This window comes from Candidatus Beckwithbacteria bacterium (assembly GCA_026397255.1).
In the GTDB taxonomy this organism is placed as follows: Bacteria; Patescibacteriota; Microgenomatia; order UBA1400; family CG1-02-47-37; genus JAPLVF01.
This window is the reverse complement of record JAPLVF010000013.1, coordinates 267287-284785: the sequence shown is the minus strand read 5'-3', so window position 1 is coordinate 284785 and position 17499 is coordinate 267287. Positions and strand designations below refer to the sequence as shown.

Below are 17499 nucleotides of genomic sequence, written 5' to 3'. Positions count from 1 at the left end.
ATCAGGTAATTAAAAAAACTATTTTTACCAAAGCAATTAACATCATGGTCGTTATGATTGCCGCTATCCACACTAATATTTGCGCCAGTAATTTGTCTTTTTCAATTAAATTTCCTGCTGCTTTAATCGAGATTAAATCAACTAAGAGCATCAAGGCCGGCAACAACCATAATTCCCATCTGTCGGCCAGCCGGCCCTCACCATAAGCCAGGCTATAAAACAACGGCACTTCCGGCGGTAATTTATGCCACCAGCCCCCTAGCCATAACCAACTCACCCCCAGAGCCGCAAAAAGCAGCCTTAAACCATTTTTTGCAGCCTTGTCGGAAGCCAAAGTATCCACTTGTTTTTTTACTGTCTTGAAATCCAGCTTCAGTGTTTTCATTTTGTTTCGACTCGGCGGTAAATTAATGCCTGGTTAATTTCACTAGTTAAAACATAATTAGTGCTTAGTCGGCTATCCATTTCCGGAAATTTTTTGCTTTCATATTCCATTACCACCACCACTTTCGGCGGTTGTTTATCCCATGCCTCTATGGTTTCTTTAAAGCCGTTAAAATCAATTATATGATAGGCAACCGTGTAGCGGCCAATGGGCAGCCTTTCCGCTAAGGCGTAAATCCCCGGTTCGTCTCCCCAAATAAAAATGCGCTCTTCTTTTAAGGTTTTTTCCTTTATCTCTGCTGCCACTTTATAATTCTGATTAACTTTTGCATCAAACCAATTCCGATAATCCTCGGTTGATTTTTTCTTTAAAACGTAATTACCGAAATTTTTATAATAGGCCAAAATCGGGTAACCCCAAAAATGGATTTGCCAATATGCCAAAATCGTGACACCAGCCAAGCCCAAAATCATCAGCCTGACAACCCTCTTTTGGCTAAAAATAAACCAACTGATTAAAATTGCTCCCGGTATAGCTGGTTGAATTAAGTAATGTGGATATGGTCTGGCTGATAATAATGCCCCAAATAAAGCCATCACCGTCCACATCATTGTGAGGCTAAGCTTGGTCTTTAGTTTGAATTTTTTAGCTAAAATAAAGATTATCCCCAGCAAAACGATCAGGATTAGTGCCCGCCCGCCCAGACCGGATTGGCTATTGTTCCAGGAACTTAAATAGCCGATATTTTGAAAGAGCGCCGAACGGACATAAGGCTCCAAGCCGCCGGCAATTGCGTAATACCCCATCGTCCCCAAAATTGGCAAAATAAATCCCAGTGACAGCCGGAAAACATTTTTAAGTCTGTTTTTTTCAAGTATTATTAGCCAGAGCCAAACCGCCCCAAAATCAAATCCTGCCGGCACTTTAAATAAAAACGCCATTGAGAAAAAACAGCCTGCCGCTAACAACCGTCTTCCCCCAAAAACCAACAGCAATCCGATAATTGTGGGTAACGCCATAAAAATTTCCGCGTTGGCAATATTTCCTTCAACCAAAGTGATTAAGCCAATCATCATCAAAGTTGACCAATACCAGGCCGCTTTTTTGCCAGGCAGCATTAACTGCATTAATCTGAAGAAGGCCACCACCGTTGCCTCAAACCAAACCAGCAGAATTAACCTAAAATAAAATAAATTACCGGCCATAGCCGCCACTAGGTAAAGCATCGGCGGCTTATTATCGTGAATATCCCGGTACCACACCAACCCCTTTCTTAACGCTTGCCCTAAGGTCAGGTAAATTCCCTCGTCGCCGTACCAATATGGTTCGTATAAAGAGGGGATCCGTAAAATTATCACCAGCAATAAAATTAAAATTAAGCCCTCATTTTTCTCAATCCAATGAACAAACTTCTGCCACATAGCTTATTGTACATTACCCCTACACTTTTTCTGTTACCCGGTACTCCAGATATCTTCCCAAAAGCAGTCGCGTATGTGCGTCTAATCCCGGCAGGGCGGTAAAGAAAAATCCCACCACCGGCAGCAAAACAAATTCCAGCGGGCTGAAAATCTTTTTCCACAAGGCTAATTCTTTGGGGGCTTTTGGTTTTTCTTGCCAGTCAACGAAAAATATTGCCGCAAAGGCCACCAAAGACAAAGTTAATATTCCTGAAGACACTTGCGGTAAGGTTTTCCCGATAATCGTTCGCCCAAACTCTTTATTCAAAAGTGGAGGAATATTAGCCCCCAGGGTAATCGCGAACCAGTTTACCGGCCACAAAATATGATCCTTAATCACATATAAAGACCTAATTGTTTTTTCCCAAAAAGGCATTTTCGGCACCGTCAGCCATTTATAAATAATGTAAGCATCGTCGCTGACCCCCCAAGACCAGCGTTTCACCTGTTCGTATTGGTTTACCATTGTTTTCCACCAGCTGGTTGATTCGGCCGCGTCGCAAAAAGAAGGTAAAAAGATTGGATCTACTTCCACCTTACCCCTAATTGCATAAAAAATCTTAAAAAACATCCGGTAATCTTCCGGGATGACGTCCACATCCCAATAGCCGACTTTATCCACCAGTTTTAAACTGATGGAATAGGTGGAAAAATTCATCAGCCGGTCACGCCGCATTAACACGCCCGTCTGAACCACGCTGGACACCCGGTTGTAGGCTCGGGTGATTGCCGGCAATCGCCAAATATTGTTATAAAACTGTATGGCCGATTGCCAGATTTTTTGATACCGCCTCGGGTCATCTAAAAATTTAAAGGTTAAGTAGGCAAAATATTGTCGGTGGAGGATGACGTCGGCATCATTGGAAGTAATCGTCACATAATCAATGTCCGCTTTTTGCTTATCCACTAACATTTTTTTGGCTATTTTTGCCCCCCAGGCTGTATTGGAAGATTTCCCTTTAACTTCGCCCCTGATATCCGGATGGAAAGTTATTAAAAAATTTCCAAATTCTTTTCCGTAAGTTCTTTGCAAATGTTTTGCTTTTTGTCTGGCTTCTTCTCCTTCTCTTTCCTCAAAGGCCATGACCACCGTTAAATTTTCTCGTGGGTATGTTTGTTTGGCCAAAGCCGTTAAAGTTCTTTCCAAAATATGCCCGGGTTCTTTATAAGTCGGGATTACCACAATGTGATGAACTTTCCGCCAATCCAAAAACGACTTGGTTTCCTTTAACCAGTCAAATTCCTGAGCTGCTTTTAATCTAAAATGGGCCAACAGTGACATCATGGCTGTCCAAATTGACCGGTAAAGCCAGTAAACATCAAAAGCAATAATATAATATGCGACCAGAGTCGGGACTAAAAAAGCCCCCCAGATAGGGAAGATAATCAACGACCAGGAAATTAACCCCGGCATCATTTCTAAAGCCCGCAAGACTTTTTTTTCGTGGTTTACTAGCCAACCCCTCATAACTTAAACAGTTTTTCTGCGTTTTTAGTGGTTTGCGTCTCAATTTGATTAATTGAAGTGCCTTTTAGTTTCGCTAAAAACTGTGCGACTATTTTAACACTTTGGGGAAAATTCCGGCTGCCGTCGTGTTTGGGCGATAAATATGGTGCGTCAGTTTCCAGTAAAATTCTGTCCAGGGGCGCATTTTTGGCTAACTCCTGCACTTCTTGGCTGTAAGTAATATTTCCATCCACGCCAACAAAAAATCCCATTTCCAGAATTTTTTTCAACAACTTTTTACTGCCGGAGATACAGTGAAATACACCCCGGGGGTATTTGCCGTCATTCTTGCAAAAATGATTTAAAGTATCCAGGGTTTCCTCCCCGGCCTCGCGGTTATGAATAATGAGCGGTAATTTTAACTCTTTTGCCAACTGGGTTTGCATCCCGAACAATTGTTTTTGCAAAGTTTTTTCCTCTTCAGTTACCTCCGAAGAATATTTTGTTTTCCGATAAACATGATAATCCAGACCGCACTCACCAATAGCCACCACTTTTTTATTTTTCCCCAGTTTTTTTAATTGATCAGTAATTTGGCAAATTTGGACTCGGGCGTAGGCAAGACCGACCAAAGACTTAACGTGATGGGGATGAAAGCCGATGGTGGCGTAAAGCTCAGCCGTTTCCCTCGCCATCTCGATGGCTTTTTGACAGGTTTTAATATCTGTCCCGACCAGGATCATTTTTCTCACACCTGATTGCTTGGCTTCTTCCACCACGCTCTGCCAGTCTTTGGCAAACGCCTCAAAATTCAAATGGCAATGCGTATCGACAAACATGCCTTAATTATATCTTATCTAACCTAATTACTTCGTTTTATAGCCTTAGAAAAAGACCTTTTTCTATTTTTATTTTACTCCCGCTGAATATTTTCTCAATTTTTTTGGCTGTTTCCGGCAAAAATATCTGCAGCTGCCAGGAAAAGCTTAATAACTTTTTGGAGTGCTCAATTAACTTATTTTTTCGCTCGGCAGCCGTTTTCTTCCATGGCTCAAACCGAGAAATTTCTAAGTCTAAACTTCTTAATTCTTCCCACAATTTAATTAATGCCTGGTTAAATTCATAACGATTAAGGTCATCGCTAATAGTGATTTTCTTCACATAATCTTTAATTCCGCTCAAACCGTCTTTTTCCGCCATTTTGGCCACCCGGGAAACCAAGTTCCCCAAACCATTAGCCAAATCAGCATTATATATTTCTTTAAATCTTTCGTGAGTAAAATCGCCGTCAGATTGAGTGGGAATTTCTTTAAGTAAAAAATACCTAACAGCATCCACACCGTACTGGTTTAAAACCTCTTCCGGATCAATCGTATTGCCTAATGACTTAGCCATTTTCTGGCCTCCGGAGGTAATGTAGCCGTGGACCAAAACCGCTTTCGGTAAGGGGAGCTTAGCTGATAGCAGCATCGCCGGCCAGTAAACCGTGTGGAAGCGGTAAATGCCCTTACCAATCACGTGGACATCCGCCGGCCACCATTTGTCCCATAACTTTTGGTCATAGCCCCAACCCACCGCCGTCATATAAACTGTCAAGGCGTCAAACCAAACATACATTACCTGTTTTGGATCATTTGGAACGGGAATGCCCCAGCCGCTCAAGCGCTCTTTTGGTCTCGAAACCGAAAAGTCTTCCAGGCCTTGTTTAATAAAACCTAAGGTTTCATTTTTGCGGATTTGCGGAAACACCTTTAATTCATCATTTTTAATTAAATCTTCCAATTGTTTTTGATACTTGGATAATTTAAAAAAATAATTTTCTTCTTCAATTAATTCCGGCACCCGGTTATGCTCCGGACATTTACCGTTAACAAGCTCGTCTTTGGTGTAAAACTGTTCGCAGCCAACACAATAAAGCCCGCTGTATTTTTTCTTGTAAATATCTCCGCTTTTAATACATCTTTGCCACAACTCTTTGACCCCCGGCCAGTGGAGTTTTTGGTCAGTCGCCCTGCGCCAGACATCAAAATGAACGTTTAAATGCTTGGCATGATCTTGAAATCTTAAAGTATTTTTATCCGCTAATTCCTGCGGTTTCAAACCCTCTTTTGCCACCGCCTCTAAAATTTTTTGCCCGTTTTCATCTGATCCGGACACGCAAAACACCTCTTTACCTAATAGTTTTTGGTATCTTTGAATGACATCAGTAACGATAAACTCCAAAGAATGCCCCAGGTGGGGAAATCCGTTGACGTAAGGAATCGCCGCGGTCACATAAAATTTATCTAGCATCAGCCTATTTTAGCTGATTATTTCTTAAAAATCTTTTTTACCGACTGCTTGACTTTATTGGCCATCTCTCCGGCCCACTCGTCTGCCTCAATTGCCTTAATTGCCAGCTTTAAACCCACACTGTCTTTTTCTAGCCAGCTTCGGACCGTGGCAATGGTCGCCGAAGACACTTTCAAATCTTTCCGGATCAGGTCGTAAGACATCTTTTTATTAAGATACCAGGCAATTCCCAACCTTTTGGCCAAGACCGTTGTTTCCGTTTCGCTCAAAATATCGCCTAAAAATTTTTCTACTTCGTCCGGTTTTCTTAAATCTGCCAACACTTGATACAGCGATTTAAAAATTCTTTTTTCAACTTGTTTGTTAACGTTCTTTTTTGATATCTGCATGCTTGGCTCGCCGAAATTTATATGAAGACGGCTCTTTAATTAATTAAACTATGTGGACAGATATCTGTCAACTGTTATTATTATTCCCGAAATTAAAATTATATTCAGCCAATTATCCAGTTGATAAACTTTTAAAATTAACCAGGCAGTTATTCCAATGGCCAACAAAAGCCCCCTCAGGCTGTTGTTAAAAATTATTCCTAACGTTAAACTGCTCGCCGGAAAAAACAACAAGAAAAATGGTAAATACAACCCCGGTATTAAAATATCCTTTACCATTGCCGGCTCGACAAAATAAAGCATTAAACCCAATAACGCCCACAGAATTAAAACTAACAGCAATGTCGGTAGATAGTTTTTACGCCTCTTAATCATTCTAATCTTTAGTATATGTTAGAATTAATCATGACTCCAGAGATTTATTTAATTACCGCCTTAATTGTTATCGGCTTTGCTGTCGTTATTTGGTTTTTAACCAGAAAAAAAGAGGACCTAACTTTAATGGAATGGGCCAAATCCACCCAAAAAGACATTAAAGATTTACAAAGAGTTTTGTCCGATTCTTTGCAAACTTCCAATCAGCACATGATTGACACGCTTCAACAATCTTCCCACACTTTAAATAAACGCTTAGACAAAGCTGCGGAAGTGATCGGCGGTTTGCAAAAAGAAGCCGGTGAGTTTACCGAGGTTTCCCGCTCCATGAAAGAATTAAACGAATTTTTACGCTCACCCAAATTAAGGGGGAATATCGGTGAGCAGGTTTTAAAAGACTTAATTTGCCAGATGTTTCCCAAAAAAAGTTTTCATTTGCAGTATTCTTTTAAGTCCGGTGACAAAGTCGATGCCGCCATTCAAACCGATGCTGGTATTTTGCCAATTGACTCCAAATTCCCCATGGAAAACTTTCAAAGAATTGTTAAGGCTAAAGATAAATCCGATCAGGAAATAGCCCGCCGGGCCTTTAGTGCCGATGTTAAAAAACATATTAAAGCCATTTCCCAAAAATATATTTTGCCGGAAGAAGGCACCATGGATTTTGCCCTGATGTATGTTCCCTCCGAAGCGGTTTATTACGAACTAGTTAACTTGACTGAGGTGATGGATTTTGCCAAACGCAATCGGATTTTTCCGGTTTCCCCCTCGACCCTTTATGCCCATTTGCAGATGATTCTTTTATCTTTTGAGGGTAAAAAAATCGAACATAAATCCCGGGAAATTTTTAGCCTCTTGCGGGCCATCCAAACCGACTATGAAAAAGTGGAAGAAAAACTGGTGACTCTTGGCAGCCATATTCTTAACGCCCACAATAAATTTTCCGAGGTCAATTCTGCCTACAATTCCATTGGCCAAAAACTTCGTACCAGCCGTGAATTAACTCCCGATGACGACATCCCCAAATTAAAATGAAGCTTAATTCCTCTCAGCAGTTGGCCGTCGACACAATTGAAGGCCCGGTTATGGTGATTGCCGGTCCGGGAACCGGCAAAACTCAAATCATTGCCGAGCGGATCGCCAATATTTTGAAAAAGACCGATACTTCCCCCGATGCGATTTTAGCCCTAACCTTTACCGAATCCGGTGCCAAGGCCATGCGTGAACGTCTGACACAAACCATTGGCCCGACTGCTTATTACGTTAATATTTTTACCTTTCATTCTTTTTGCTCTTCAGTAATCCAGGAATTTCCCGACCATTTCGTCATTTCGCCCCAGATGGAACCTTTGTCCGATTTGGAGCGCGTGGAAATCTTTCACGAAATCTTAACTTCCCACAACTTTGATTATTTAAAGCCTGTCAACACACCTTTTTATTACACGCCGGCCTTAATTAAAGCCATCCAGGATTTAAAGCGGGAAGCGGTCTCCCCGGAAAAATTTAAATCAATCATTTCCAGCGAGAAAGATAAAAAATTGCCGGAGCTGTTAAAAATTTATTCTTTGTATCAGCAGGCTCTAATCGATCGTGGCCGCTATGATTTTGAAGACATGATTAACCTGGTTGTCGCTGCCTTTAAAAGCGATCAAACCTTGCTACGTATCTATCAGGAGCGATTGCAATATTTCTTGGTCGATGAATACCAGGATACGAACTCAGCCCAAAATCAAGTCGTTGATTTATTGGCTTCTTACTGGGGGGATCAAGCTAATGTTTTTGTCGTCGGCGACAGCAATCAATCCATCTTTCGCTTTCAGGGTGCTTCTCTGGAAAATATTGTTTCTTTTACCAAGACTTACCCTCAGGCCAAAATTATTAGCTTGGATCAAAACTACCGTTCGACTCAGACAATTTTGGATACCAGTTTTCATTTAATTCAAAAAAATCATTTAAAAATCGAGGACGTAGTAAAAACCGCTAAATCCAAGTTAATTAGCCAAAAAGTTTCTCCGGAATTACCAATTAATCTAGTGCGTTTGCCTTCGGAAATAGTCGAGCTTTACTGGGCCGGCCGCCGGATTAAAAAATTAATTAACCAAGGAGTTAAACCGGAAGAAATTGCTGTTTTATACCGTCATAATGCCGACGCCCTGGACATTGCCGATCTTTTTTCAAAGTTGGGCATTCCTACGGACATTGAGGGCGGCGGCAACGTTCTGGAGGATCCGACCATTGTTAAGTTGTTAACTCTTTTAAAAGCGATTAATTTAAGCCCCAAAAACTTGGAAGACCTGGACTTATTCACCCTGCTTCACTACGAATTTTTAAAATTTAACTCTCTTGATATTCTTAAGCTCAGCCGTCGTGCCAGCAAGGCCAATTTGTCTTTAGTGGACGTGATTTTATCCGACAATTTTCACTCTTTAAGCTTGGCTCAACCGGAACGTTTAATTGAGTTTGTGAAACAATTAAGCCAGTGGCAGGAATTAAACAGCCAGTTAACTTTTTCTCAGTTTTTCGAGACGGTAATTAAACAAAGCGGTTTTCTTGATTGGATTTTGAGCCAACCTGACGCCACCGCTAAATTAAATATTCTTAATTCTTTTTTCAGCGCCATTAAGCGCCTTAATAATGCTGATCATAGTTTAAAGCTGGACTCATTTTTAAAATCATTGGAGTTGATGGAAATTAATCACTTAAAAATTTCCGCCGCTGATTTGGATATTAAAACCAACGCCGTTACTCTGAGCACCGCCCATAAAGCCAAAGGCAAAGAATGGAACTATGTTTTTATTATTAAGGCCATTGATGGCAAATGGGGGAATAATCGGACCCGTGAATTAATTAAGTTGCCCGCGGGAATCTTAACCCATTCGGATTTAGAAAAAAAAGAAAAAAATGAAGATGAACGTCGTTTATTTTACGTCAGTCTTACCCGGGCCAAGAAAAAAATCTTTATTTCTTTTGCCGAACGCTATGCCAATAGCGGCCATGTCAGCGAGGCTGTCCCCACCATGTTTATCTCAGAAATTCCCGATAAATTTAAAAAAATAATTTTGCCAAAATTAAATCAAGATCAAGCCAGAATTTTGCGTCAATTTTTAGAGCCGGTTAGTCAGCCAACTCTAACTTTTTCTGAAAAAGAATTTTTAGCCAATTTGGTTAAAAACTTTAAGCTTTCTCCTACCGCTTTAAACACTTTTCTTACCTGTGCCTATAAGTTTAAACTTAATAACTTGATTCGCGTTCCCCGGGCCAAGGCTTCTTTTATGTCTTTTGGTACGGCCGTTCACAAAGCCTTGGAAAATTTTCACCGTCAGTTTATTCTCGACGACAAACACCCAAGCAAACAATTCCTCTTGGATAAATTTACTAAAGCCTTGGAAGCAGAAGTGTTGGATAAAAACGAATCTGCCAGCCGCTTAAAACAGGGGGCAAAAATTCTAACCGCTTATTATGATTATTATCAGGATGATTTTATTAAAGCCATGTTTACTGAAAAATTTTTTGGTTACGGTTGGTCAAAGACCTTTTTGGGAGATATTCCTTTAACCGGGAAAATTGACCGGATTGACCCGCTTGACATGGTTAATAAAACTGTCCGGGTGGTTGACTACAAAACCGGCCAACCCCAAACCCGTAACGCCATTATGGGCAAGACTAAAAACTCCCAAGGCGACTATTACCGCCAGCTGGTTTTTTACAAGCTGTTAACTAAACTTGATCAAACTTTCCGCCTGGAAGTGACCGAAGCAGAAATTGATTTTGTCGAGCCTAACCGACAAAGCGGTAAGTTTCGGCAGGAATCTTTTAAAATTTCCGATGATGACTTAAAAGATTTACGCGCCACCATTATTAGCGCCATGAAAGAAATTCGCGCCCTTAACTTTATTCGCACCACTGATTACCACCAGTGTGTCCGCTGTGAATTTCAGCGCCACTGTTGGCCCGACGGCCTCCCCAAAACCAAACAGCTGGAGTTAATCAAGTGATATAATACAACAACTTATGACTGAATTAGTTGAAGCGATCTTTCAGGATATAAAAGATATTCCAGTTGAGCAACGGCCAGAAATTAGGTCTCTTTTAGTTTCATTAATCGGGACTCATCACGAGGCTAATCATAATCTTAAAGCTGCCATTCAAGCCTGGATAGTAAATGACGGGTTTTTACAGGAAATAATTTCTAAAAATCCTGAAGAAGCCTTTAATTTTGGTGTATCCTTAGCTACTTTGCCTAAGTCAGAAAACCCATCGACAGAGCTTTATAAAGGTTATCTTAGAGGTAATGGTCTTAACATTCTTTTTGACGAAAGACTGCATGATCGTTTAACTCAACACCTAAACTCAGTAGAAGCAGGCGGAAAATTATCAGAAAAAATTGAAGAATTTCTAGGACTTGACGTTAAAGGGTGGGATGCAGACAAAGCATATAGTACTCCTGAAGGGTTTAATTTATTATGCGCTTTAAATGTCGGCACGAGCCTAGAAGACAGTCCAGAAGAATCTATGGGGAGAAGACTTTTTGAAACAGCTACAAAACAACTAGAGAATTCCGATGTGAGACAACTAATTGGTTACTTTAAAAAATCACCAGACACCAGTGCTATTGCTGCTAAACTTGATCCATATCTACAAGCATCTGCCTAAGATAATTCCTGCCGCGACGCTGACATTTAACGACCCTTTTTTGCCCAACCGGGGGATTTCCACAACTTCATCGGCCGCGGCCAAAACTTCCTTACTCACCCCGTTAACTTCATTACCCAGGACAAGCACTGAATTTTTCTTTGGCTGCCAGTGGTCAATCGCCACGCTATTTTTATCCTGTTCAATCGCGATTATTTTTAATTTGTTATCCCGACTAAACTTAATTAATTCTTGAGAATTTTTTAAAAATTTAATTTCCAGATCTTTTTCCGTTCCTAAGGCCGTCTTTTTCACTTTTTCGTGCAACTCATTAAGACCAGCCGCCTTTCTACCCGAATACCCAACCAATAAAACATGTTTTATCCCAAAAAAACTGGCTGTCCGGAAAATCGCCCCGACATTATAAAGACTGCGGATATTTTCCAAGGCTAAATACATAAATACCATTTACTTAAACTACCTCTATATTCTATCTCTTTTCCGCCGAAACTTCTTTTAAACCTGGTAAAGCCGGGCCAGCGTTTGTCATTAATTCCTTCAAAATCAAATCTTTTTAAACACAATTTTTTCGCTAACTTAATTGCCTGCCAAATTAAAATTGTCGGCGCAAATTTTTGTCTGCCTTCCTGAGTGCTGGCATTATGGGAATAGTAAACCACACTGTTGTGGACTAAAATAATTAACCCACCTAAGTTTTTTATCGTCAACAAATAACTTTTTAACTTAAACGCCTTTAATAAACACTTTAATTGATTAAAGTTTAACCCCCAGAATTTTTGTTTCTGGTAATTTTTTCTGTAAATCTCATAAAATTCCCGTAGTTGATTTTCTGTTATTTTATCCCCACTTATCATTGAAAACCTGTCCGCCAGCTGGCGGATTGAAAATTTCTTAATGTTATATCTTGTTTTGTAATGCATTTCTTTCAATAATTGCCTTTCGCTTTTGGTTAAATCCAGCCAAGTCGTTTTTGTCGGCAGCATCGGTGAATTATCCGGCCTAAAACCAAACTTACCGTAATCGGTTTTATCACCCCAAGGGGGCTCAATTTTAATTTGCAGCGCCCGATATTTTTTCGCCATTTTATCAAAATCGATTTTCCGTTTTTGCCGTTGAATTTTAATAAATGACCAGGGGACAAATGGTAGTTTTTTAATCAATGCCCCTGCTTCTGTCTGCCAGCCCAGTGCCTTCATATATTGAGCATATTCCCGGCTTTGTCTTAAGTCCGTTTCCTTCATCTAATTTTTGCTTTTAATCTCAGGCCTAGCCAGCGTAATTCTTCCGCTATTCGGTAAAGCCCGTAGGCCTTTGGCCTAAGCACCAAATCATAACTTCCCAAGAACTCGATCAAATTTGTTCCGTACCCTTGTTTAAACCGATGAAAACCATACCAGGGGTCTTTGGGGTTTGGTTTCGGCCCCAATGCTCCCCACATATCTAAACTTTGACAATTCAATTTTTTACCCAAACGGATTGTTTCCCACATGACTAAATTCGGCGCCATTAACTCTTTGTCCTCGCGCGTGGAAGCGCCGTAAGGGTAATAAATTTTGTTGTTAAAGACAAACACCATAAAAGTTGCCAAAATTTTTCCCTGATATTCTGCCCGCAAAATTTGTGCCATCCCCGTCGGTTTTAACACTTGCCACATTTTGGCAAAATAGTCGGGCGTATGGCTATAAAAACCCTGCCGCTTGACCGTTTCTTCAAACAGTAGCTTTATAAACCACTTAAATGACTTTTGGGAATTGTCGGCCACCACCTTAACGCCCTTTCTTTGTGCCAAGTTAATGTTATAGCGGGTTTTTGGATGCATGTTTTTCAAGAGCGTTTCCTCGGATTCTTTGAGATTTAATTCAAAGGTATATTTGGTAAACATCGGCCGGCCTTTTTTGCAGCCGCGGTCAAATAAAAATTTATCGATCGCCTCCGAGGCGCTAGCCCGGGGAACATTTGGCTCCAGCTTAATAAACAAGCACCGATTTTCTTCCCCGATTTGCCTTAAAACCTTAAGCTGTGTTTCATCCGGCATCGGTCCTTTAGGAAAATAACCAATATTCAAGTTTATTTTTGGCAAACCTGCCTGCGCAGGCAGGGGATGAATGGTTACTTGCATTGGGGTAATTAATTTTTTCCCTTCAAAAATACCTTTTCTGATTACCTTCACTCCGGTTAATTCACGGAATTGCCCCCATTCATAGGCTTGCAGCGGATGCCCGGCTTTTTGATTAAAAGCGTCTTTGTCGGCTTGACTGATATCTCTAATAATCATTAATTGATTCTAGCAAATTTTCCTCAATATCGCCCAAGAAGCGGCTGACGGCGTTACTGCCTAAGAAACCAAAATATAGTCTTTTCCGGGCATAAGAAAAAAATAAATTTTCTTTTGTCCTGGTCATCCCCACATAGCAAAGCCGTCTTTCTTCCTCCATTTCGTCTCGGTTCATCATCGACCGGGCGTGGGGGAATAGGCCTTCTTCCATTCCGATCATAAACACATTTTTAAACTCCAATCCCTTAGAGGCATGCAAGGTCATTAGGGTGACAGCGTTTTTATTTTCTTTTATTGAATCTCCCTCTTCCACCAAAGCCGTATTTTGCAAAAACTCATTTAAGTCGCTGTATTCTTCCGCCACACTCATTAATTCTTTAATATTTTCTAGTCTTTCTAAATCTTCTTCGTCTTTCTCGTCAAATCTTTTTAAATATGCGGTAATTTCTAAAATTTTTTCTAAAATTTTCCTGGTCGTTAAATATGTTGGCCTTTTCCATTCCAGAAATTTGTCCAATTGTTTTTTCCCCAGTTTAACAATTCGGTCAAAACTAACCTTGTCTTTTGGGTTCACCAAAAACCTTAGATAAGCCAAGCAATCTTTAATTTCTTTTCTCGAGTAAAATTTTACTCCGCCCACTAAAACATAAGGAATGCCAATTTTTAAAAACGCCTCTTCAATTGTTCTTGACTGGGCATTGGTTCGGTATAAAACCGCGCAATCTTTATATTTTAATTTTTTTACTTCTTTAGCAATAAACGCCGCTTCTTCCTTTTCGTCACCAGCCTCAAAAATTCTTATTTTTGGGCCCTCTTGGCTGTTGGCCCAAAGTTTTAAAATCGGGTGGGATTTGTTTTTACTGATTACTTGATTAGCCGCGTCCAAAATATTTTTAGTCGAGCGGTAATTTTGTTCCAAGTTAATAATTTTTAAATCCGGAAAATCAACCTGAAGATTATTCAGATTTCTAAAATCTGCTCCCCGCCATGAGTAAATACTTTGGGAAAAATCGCCGACCGCCGTTAAATTACGCCATTTTTTTACCAATGCCTTGGTTAATTCATACTGGGCCTTGTTGGTATCTTGGTACTCATCTACTAACACGTATTGGAATTTTTCTTGGTATTTTTTGGCTACCGGTCCGCTTTCTTTTAATAGTTTTACCCCTAACATTAATAAGTCATCAAAATCCAGGGCTTGATATTCTTTCAACAGTCTTTGGTACTCACGGAAAACCTTAGCCACCGTTTCTCCAAAAACTCCGCGGGCTAATTGTGAATATTCAAGACTGTTAATTAACTCGTTTTTGGCTGCCGAAATACAGGCCTTAATATTGTTTTTCCGGTAAAGCTTATTGTCTATTTTTAAATTATCCATTGCCTGTTTAATTGTTGCCAAAGAATCATCTTCGTCAAAAATTACAAAATTTTTTGGTAAGTTTATGGCCTGCCCGTCAATTCTTAATATCCGGGCGCAAAAACCGTGGAATGTTCCTGCCCAGGGCAGGTTAGCGCCGATTAATTTATTGACCCGTTCTTTCATTTCCTTGGCGGCTTTATTGGTAAAAGTCACTAATAGTAATCGTTGGGGATCAATCCCTTTTTCTTTAATTAAATAAGCCGCCCGATAGGTTAGTGCCCGGGTTTTCCCTGATCCGGCCCCCGCTAAAATTAATAAGGGACCGTCCTTAAACTCCACTGCCTTTTTTTGTTGCTGGTTTAGGTTCATGTTAGAATCATAACATGTCTTTAGTGCCTAAATTAAAACGTCGTACTTACCAATTTATTCTCTTTCTCCGGCCGGTTTTTTATTTAGCGGTTATTAGTTTAATCATTCTATTTTTTATCTGGTTTATCCCGAAAACCAAGCCGCTGACTAAAATTTTTTCTCTGATTAATCCGGCCATTACTCAGCTTAATTCTTTTCGCGGCCGCACCAACTTTTTGCTTCTGGGTATTGGCGGCGGCGATCATCCCGGCGCCGACTTAACCGACAGTATTATGTTTATTTCTGTTAATTTAACTCACTCGGATACGGTTCTTATTTCTTTGCCGCGCGATATTTGGATAGAATCCCTATCCGCTAAAATTAATACTGCCTACGAATTTGGTGAAGCCAAGCAGTTGGGCGGCGGCCTGGTTTTGGCTAAAAGTGCTGTTTCCGAGATTATTAACCAGCCGGTCCATTACGCTGTTCTTCTGGATTTCTCCGGTTTTGAAAGAGCCATCGATATTGTGGGCGGAATTGATCTTAATGTTCTTCATGGTTTTACCGACCCGCAGTATCCGGTTCCGGGCAAAGAAACCGCCGAACCCGAATCCAGCCGCTACGAAGCCTTAACCTTTTCTCCCGGCCAACAGCACATGGATGGTTCTCTGGCGTTAAAATATGTCCGTTCCCGCTATTCCCAGGGAGAGGAAGGGAGTGATTATGCCCGGGCCCAACGCCAGCAATTGGTTTTATTGGCCTTCAAAGACAAAGTGTTATCACCCTCCGTTTTATTAAATCCTGCCAAGCTTAAAGCTCTTTACCAAGAATTTAAGCATGCTGTCAAAACCGATCTTTCTACCTCTAGCTATATTGATTTAGTTAAGCTGGTTTTAAGAGTTAAATCTTCCAGTCTGCGCACCGGGATCGTTGACCAAGGCAGCAGCAGCGAAGATATTCCCGCTCTTTTATACAATCCGCCCAGTAGTCTTTACGGCCAGTGGGTCTTGTTGCCGGTTAACAATAACTGGCAGTCTGTCTATTCTTACGTTTCCGAACTTCTTTATCAGAATAAAACGCAATAATCTTTATCTTTTTGCGGACATTCGTCTCGGGTAATCACCCATATCTCACCAGCTTTAACTGCCTTAAACTTAGCTACCGTAAATGGAGTCTGATGTTTTGTCTGCCAGAGCCGGGGATCAGCTTGGGTAAAAAACAAACCCTGAATATAAGCTTGCTCGATTTTACTAGATAAAAATAATGGCTTTTTTTGTTCTTGGCTTTTCTGGTAAGCCGTTTTAATGGCTGGGCCCAGTTGGCTATCAAAACCATCCCACGGTTGACTCACCCGTTTTGGATAAAAATAAATTAAATCCCGGTAATAACGGCCGAACTCCAACCCGATAATTATCAAGGCCAAAATAATCAACAACGGCTTTTTTAATTTTATTATTCCCCAAGCAATTGCCAGGCTGAAAAATGGGGTCGCTTGTAAAGTTCTGGTGGCAATCGGGCTGGTTTGGGTTAAAGCCGCCGCTAACGGGAATAGGCCGATCATAATTAAGGTCAGCTGCCAAAAAGGTTGTTTGCGGCATTGTTTTATTAGCATGATTAAACCAATGATTAACCAGGGGGCAAAACTTAACAGCATTTCTGAGCTGATGCCGCTGGAGTGACGGATGGTTGTGTCGCCCCGGGAAAAAAGCCAGCTGAAAGTAAAATGGCCGGCATAGGTCGACCAAAAACGTTGCCACATTTTTTGCAAAGGGGGCTTATCTGCCCAAATGGCAATTTGATTCATCCGTGCCGTTAAACTATCCGGAAATTGTCTAAGCCAGATCAAAAGCGGTAAAAACATTATTAGCAGCGAATCAAAAACAACTATTTTTTTAGTCAAACTCAACCGTTGTTTGCGAAAAAGTATTAGTAAAATCAAACCCAATAGCGGCATCCACAAGCGGGCAGTGGTATAACTGTAAAACATTAAAAATAAACTTAGCGCCAAAGCGATCCCCGCGAGAATTTTTTTATTTTTTAGCCATTTAAGAAATAACCATAAAGATAAAAGCATTAAGGTTGGCAAAGTAATCGCTTCAAAACCTAGCCGGCTGTAATGGAGGTGCCACGGCATTAAGGCCAAAACTACTCCAGCCAAACAGCTTAAAGTAAAGTTTGCCGTCGCTGCCCAAGCCACCGCCATTAACAAGGGAATTGCCAGACTGCCCCAGATAGCCGCTCCCAAGCGGATTGTCTCTGGTTTTAAACCATTTAGCTTGATTAGCGGCGCCAAAGAATAAATAAATACCGGATTTTTATAATCACCAAAGGCCTGGAAAAATATTGGCCAGGCAACTCCATGTTCATCCTTCCCAGTTTTCAAGATAGAGTAGGCATTGTAACCGATGGACGCCTCATCGGCATACAATCCCGGCGGGCTCAAACTCAATTTATAAACTCTCAACCCCAAGGCTAGAATAAAAATCGCGATTACAATAATCTTTTTCATGCTAGA

General features: G+C 40.8%; 16 protein-coding genes. 4 read left to right on the top strand and 12 right to left on the bottom strand.

All coding sequences use genetic code 11. The features are described 5' to 3' along the window. Position 1: 1 nt before the first annotated feature. The 7 genes from NTZ93_03990 to NTZ93_03960 are packed head-to-tail and all read right to left on the bottom strand — an operon-like array spanning position 2 to position 6348. Positions 2-385 (bottom strand): hypothetical protein, encoded by a 384-nt coding sequence (locus tag NTZ93_03990; GenBank protein ID MCX6817002.1) that lies wholly within the window; start codon positions 383-385, stop codon positions 2-4. Next, the gene (locus tag NTZ93_03985) at positions 382-1806 is read right to left on the bottom strand and encodes a hypothetical protein (protein MCX6817001.1); all 1425 of its coding nucleotides are present in this window, start codon (positions 1804-1806) and stop codon (positions 382-384) included. Before NTZ93_03985 ends, NTZ93_03990 begins: the two co-directional genes overlap by 4 nt. A gap of 19 nt (positions 1807-1825) precedes the next feature. Beyond that, positions 1826-3313, bottom strand: a complete 1488-nt coding sequence (locus NTZ93_03980) for a glycosyltransferase family 2 protein (GenBank protein MCX6817000.1) — start codon at positions 3311-3313, stop codon at positions 1826-1828. Continuing rightward, positions 3310-4131: a TatD family hydrolase gene (locus tag NTZ93_03975; GenBank protein ID MCX6816999.1), complete on the bottom strand. Its 822-nt coding sequence runs from the start codon at positions 4129-4131 to the stop codon at positions 3310-3312. The genes NTZ93_03980 and NTZ93_03975 overlap by 4 nt, the downstream gene beginning before the upstream one ends. Before the next feature lie 37 nt (positions 4132-4168). After that, entirely contained in the window at positions 4169-5584 is a 1416-nt protein-coding gene (locus NTZ93_03970) for a methionine--tRNA ligase (protein MCX6816998.1), read from the bottom strand. A 17-nt stretch (positions 5585-5601) separates the two neighbouring features. After that, positions 5602-5973, bottom strand: a complete 372-nt coding sequence (locus tag NTZ93_03965) for a Trp family transcriptional regulator (GenBank protein ID MCX6816997.1) — start codon at positions 5971-5973, stop codon at positions 5602-5604. Positions 5974-6021: 48 nt separating this feature from the next. Then, positions 6022-6348: a hypothetical protein gene (locus tag NTZ93_03960; GenBank protein MCX6816996.1), complete on the bottom strand. Its 327-nt coding sequence runs from the start codon at positions 6346-6348 to the stop codon at positions 6022-6024. A 15-nt stretch (positions 6349-6363) separates the two neighbouring features. Here NTZ93_03960 and NTZ93_03955 point away from each other — a divergent pair, with 15 nt between their 5' ends. Genes NTZ93_03955 through NTZ93_03945 form a run of 3 tightly spaced genes read left to right on the top strand, consistent with a single transcriptional unit; the run spans position 6364 to position 11001 of the window. Beyond that, complete coding sequence (locus NTZ93_03955; protein MCX6816995.1) at positions 6364-7383, top strand: DNA recombination protein RmuC; 1020 nt, start codon at positions 6364-6366, stop codon at positions 7381-7383. Further along, complete coding sequence (locus NTZ93_03950; GenBank protein MCX6816994.1) at positions 7380-10343, top strand: ATP-dependent DNA helicase; 2964 nt, start codon at positions 7380-7382, stop codon at positions 10341-10343. The genes NTZ93_03955 and NTZ93_03950 overlap by 4 nt, the downstream gene beginning before the upstream one ends. Positions 10344-10359: 16 nt before the next feature. Continuing rightward, positions 10360-11001, top strand: coding sequence for a hypothetical protein (locus NTZ93_03945; protein ID MCX6816993.1), 642 nt, complete (start codon positions 10360-10362; stop codon positions 10999-11001). On the opposite strand, the gene NTZ93_03940 is transcribed toward NTZ93_03945, so the two are convergent. From NTZ93_03940 to NTZ93_03925, 4 genes are read right to left on the bottom strand one after another with little or no spacing between them, the layout of a single operon-like run. Next, positions 10984-11448 carry a TrmH family RNA methyltransferase gene (locus NTZ93_03940; GenBank protein ID MCX6816992.1) on the bottom strand — a complete coding sequence of 155 codons (465 nt, stop codon included), beginning with the start codon at positions 11446-11448 and terminating at the stop codon, positions 10984-10986. The two genes, NTZ93_03945 and NTZ93_03940, sit on opposite strands and share 18 nt — an antisense overlap. Then, positions 11430-12242, bottom strand: coding sequence for a peptidoglycan bridge formation glycyltransferase FemA/FemB family protein (locus NTZ93_03935; GenBank protein ID MCX6816991.1), 813 nt, complete (start codon positions 12240-12242; stop codon positions 11430-11432). The genes NTZ93_03940 and NTZ93_03935 overlap by 19 nt, the downstream gene beginning before the upstream one ends. After that, entirely contained in the window at positions 12239-13276 is a 1038-nt protein-coding gene (locus tag NTZ93_03930) for a peptidoglycan bridge formation glycyltransferase FemA/FemB family protein (GenBank protein MCX6816990.1), read from the bottom strand. The genes NTZ93_03935 and NTZ93_03930 overlap by 4 nt, the downstream gene beginning before the upstream one ends. Further along, positions 13266-15005, bottom strand: a complete 1740-nt coding sequence (locus NTZ93_03925) for a UvrD-helicase domain-containing protein (protein MCX6816989.1) — start codon at positions 15003-15005, stop codon at positions 13266-13268. Before NTZ93_03925 ends, NTZ93_03930 begins: the two co-directional genes overlap by 11 nt. 14 nt (positions 15006-15019) lie before the next feature. On the opposite strand from NTZ93_03925, the gene NTZ93_03920 reads away from it, so the two are divergent. After that, positions 15020-16069: an LCP family protein gene (locus NTZ93_03920; protein ID MCX6816988.1), complete on the top strand. Its 1050-nt coding sequence runs from the start codon at positions 15020-15022 to the stop codon at positions 16067-16069. On the opposite strand, the gene NTZ93_03915 is transcribed toward NTZ93_03920, so the two are convergent. Next, on the bottom strand, positions 16051-17493 hold the full coding sequence (locus tag NTZ93_03915; GenBank protein MCX6816987.1) for a hypothetical protein: 1443 nt from the start codon (positions 17491-17493) through the stop codon (positions 16051-16053). The two genes, NTZ93_03920 and NTZ93_03915, sit on opposite strands and share 19 nt — an antisense overlap. Positions 17494-17499 lie beyond the last annotated feature (6 nt).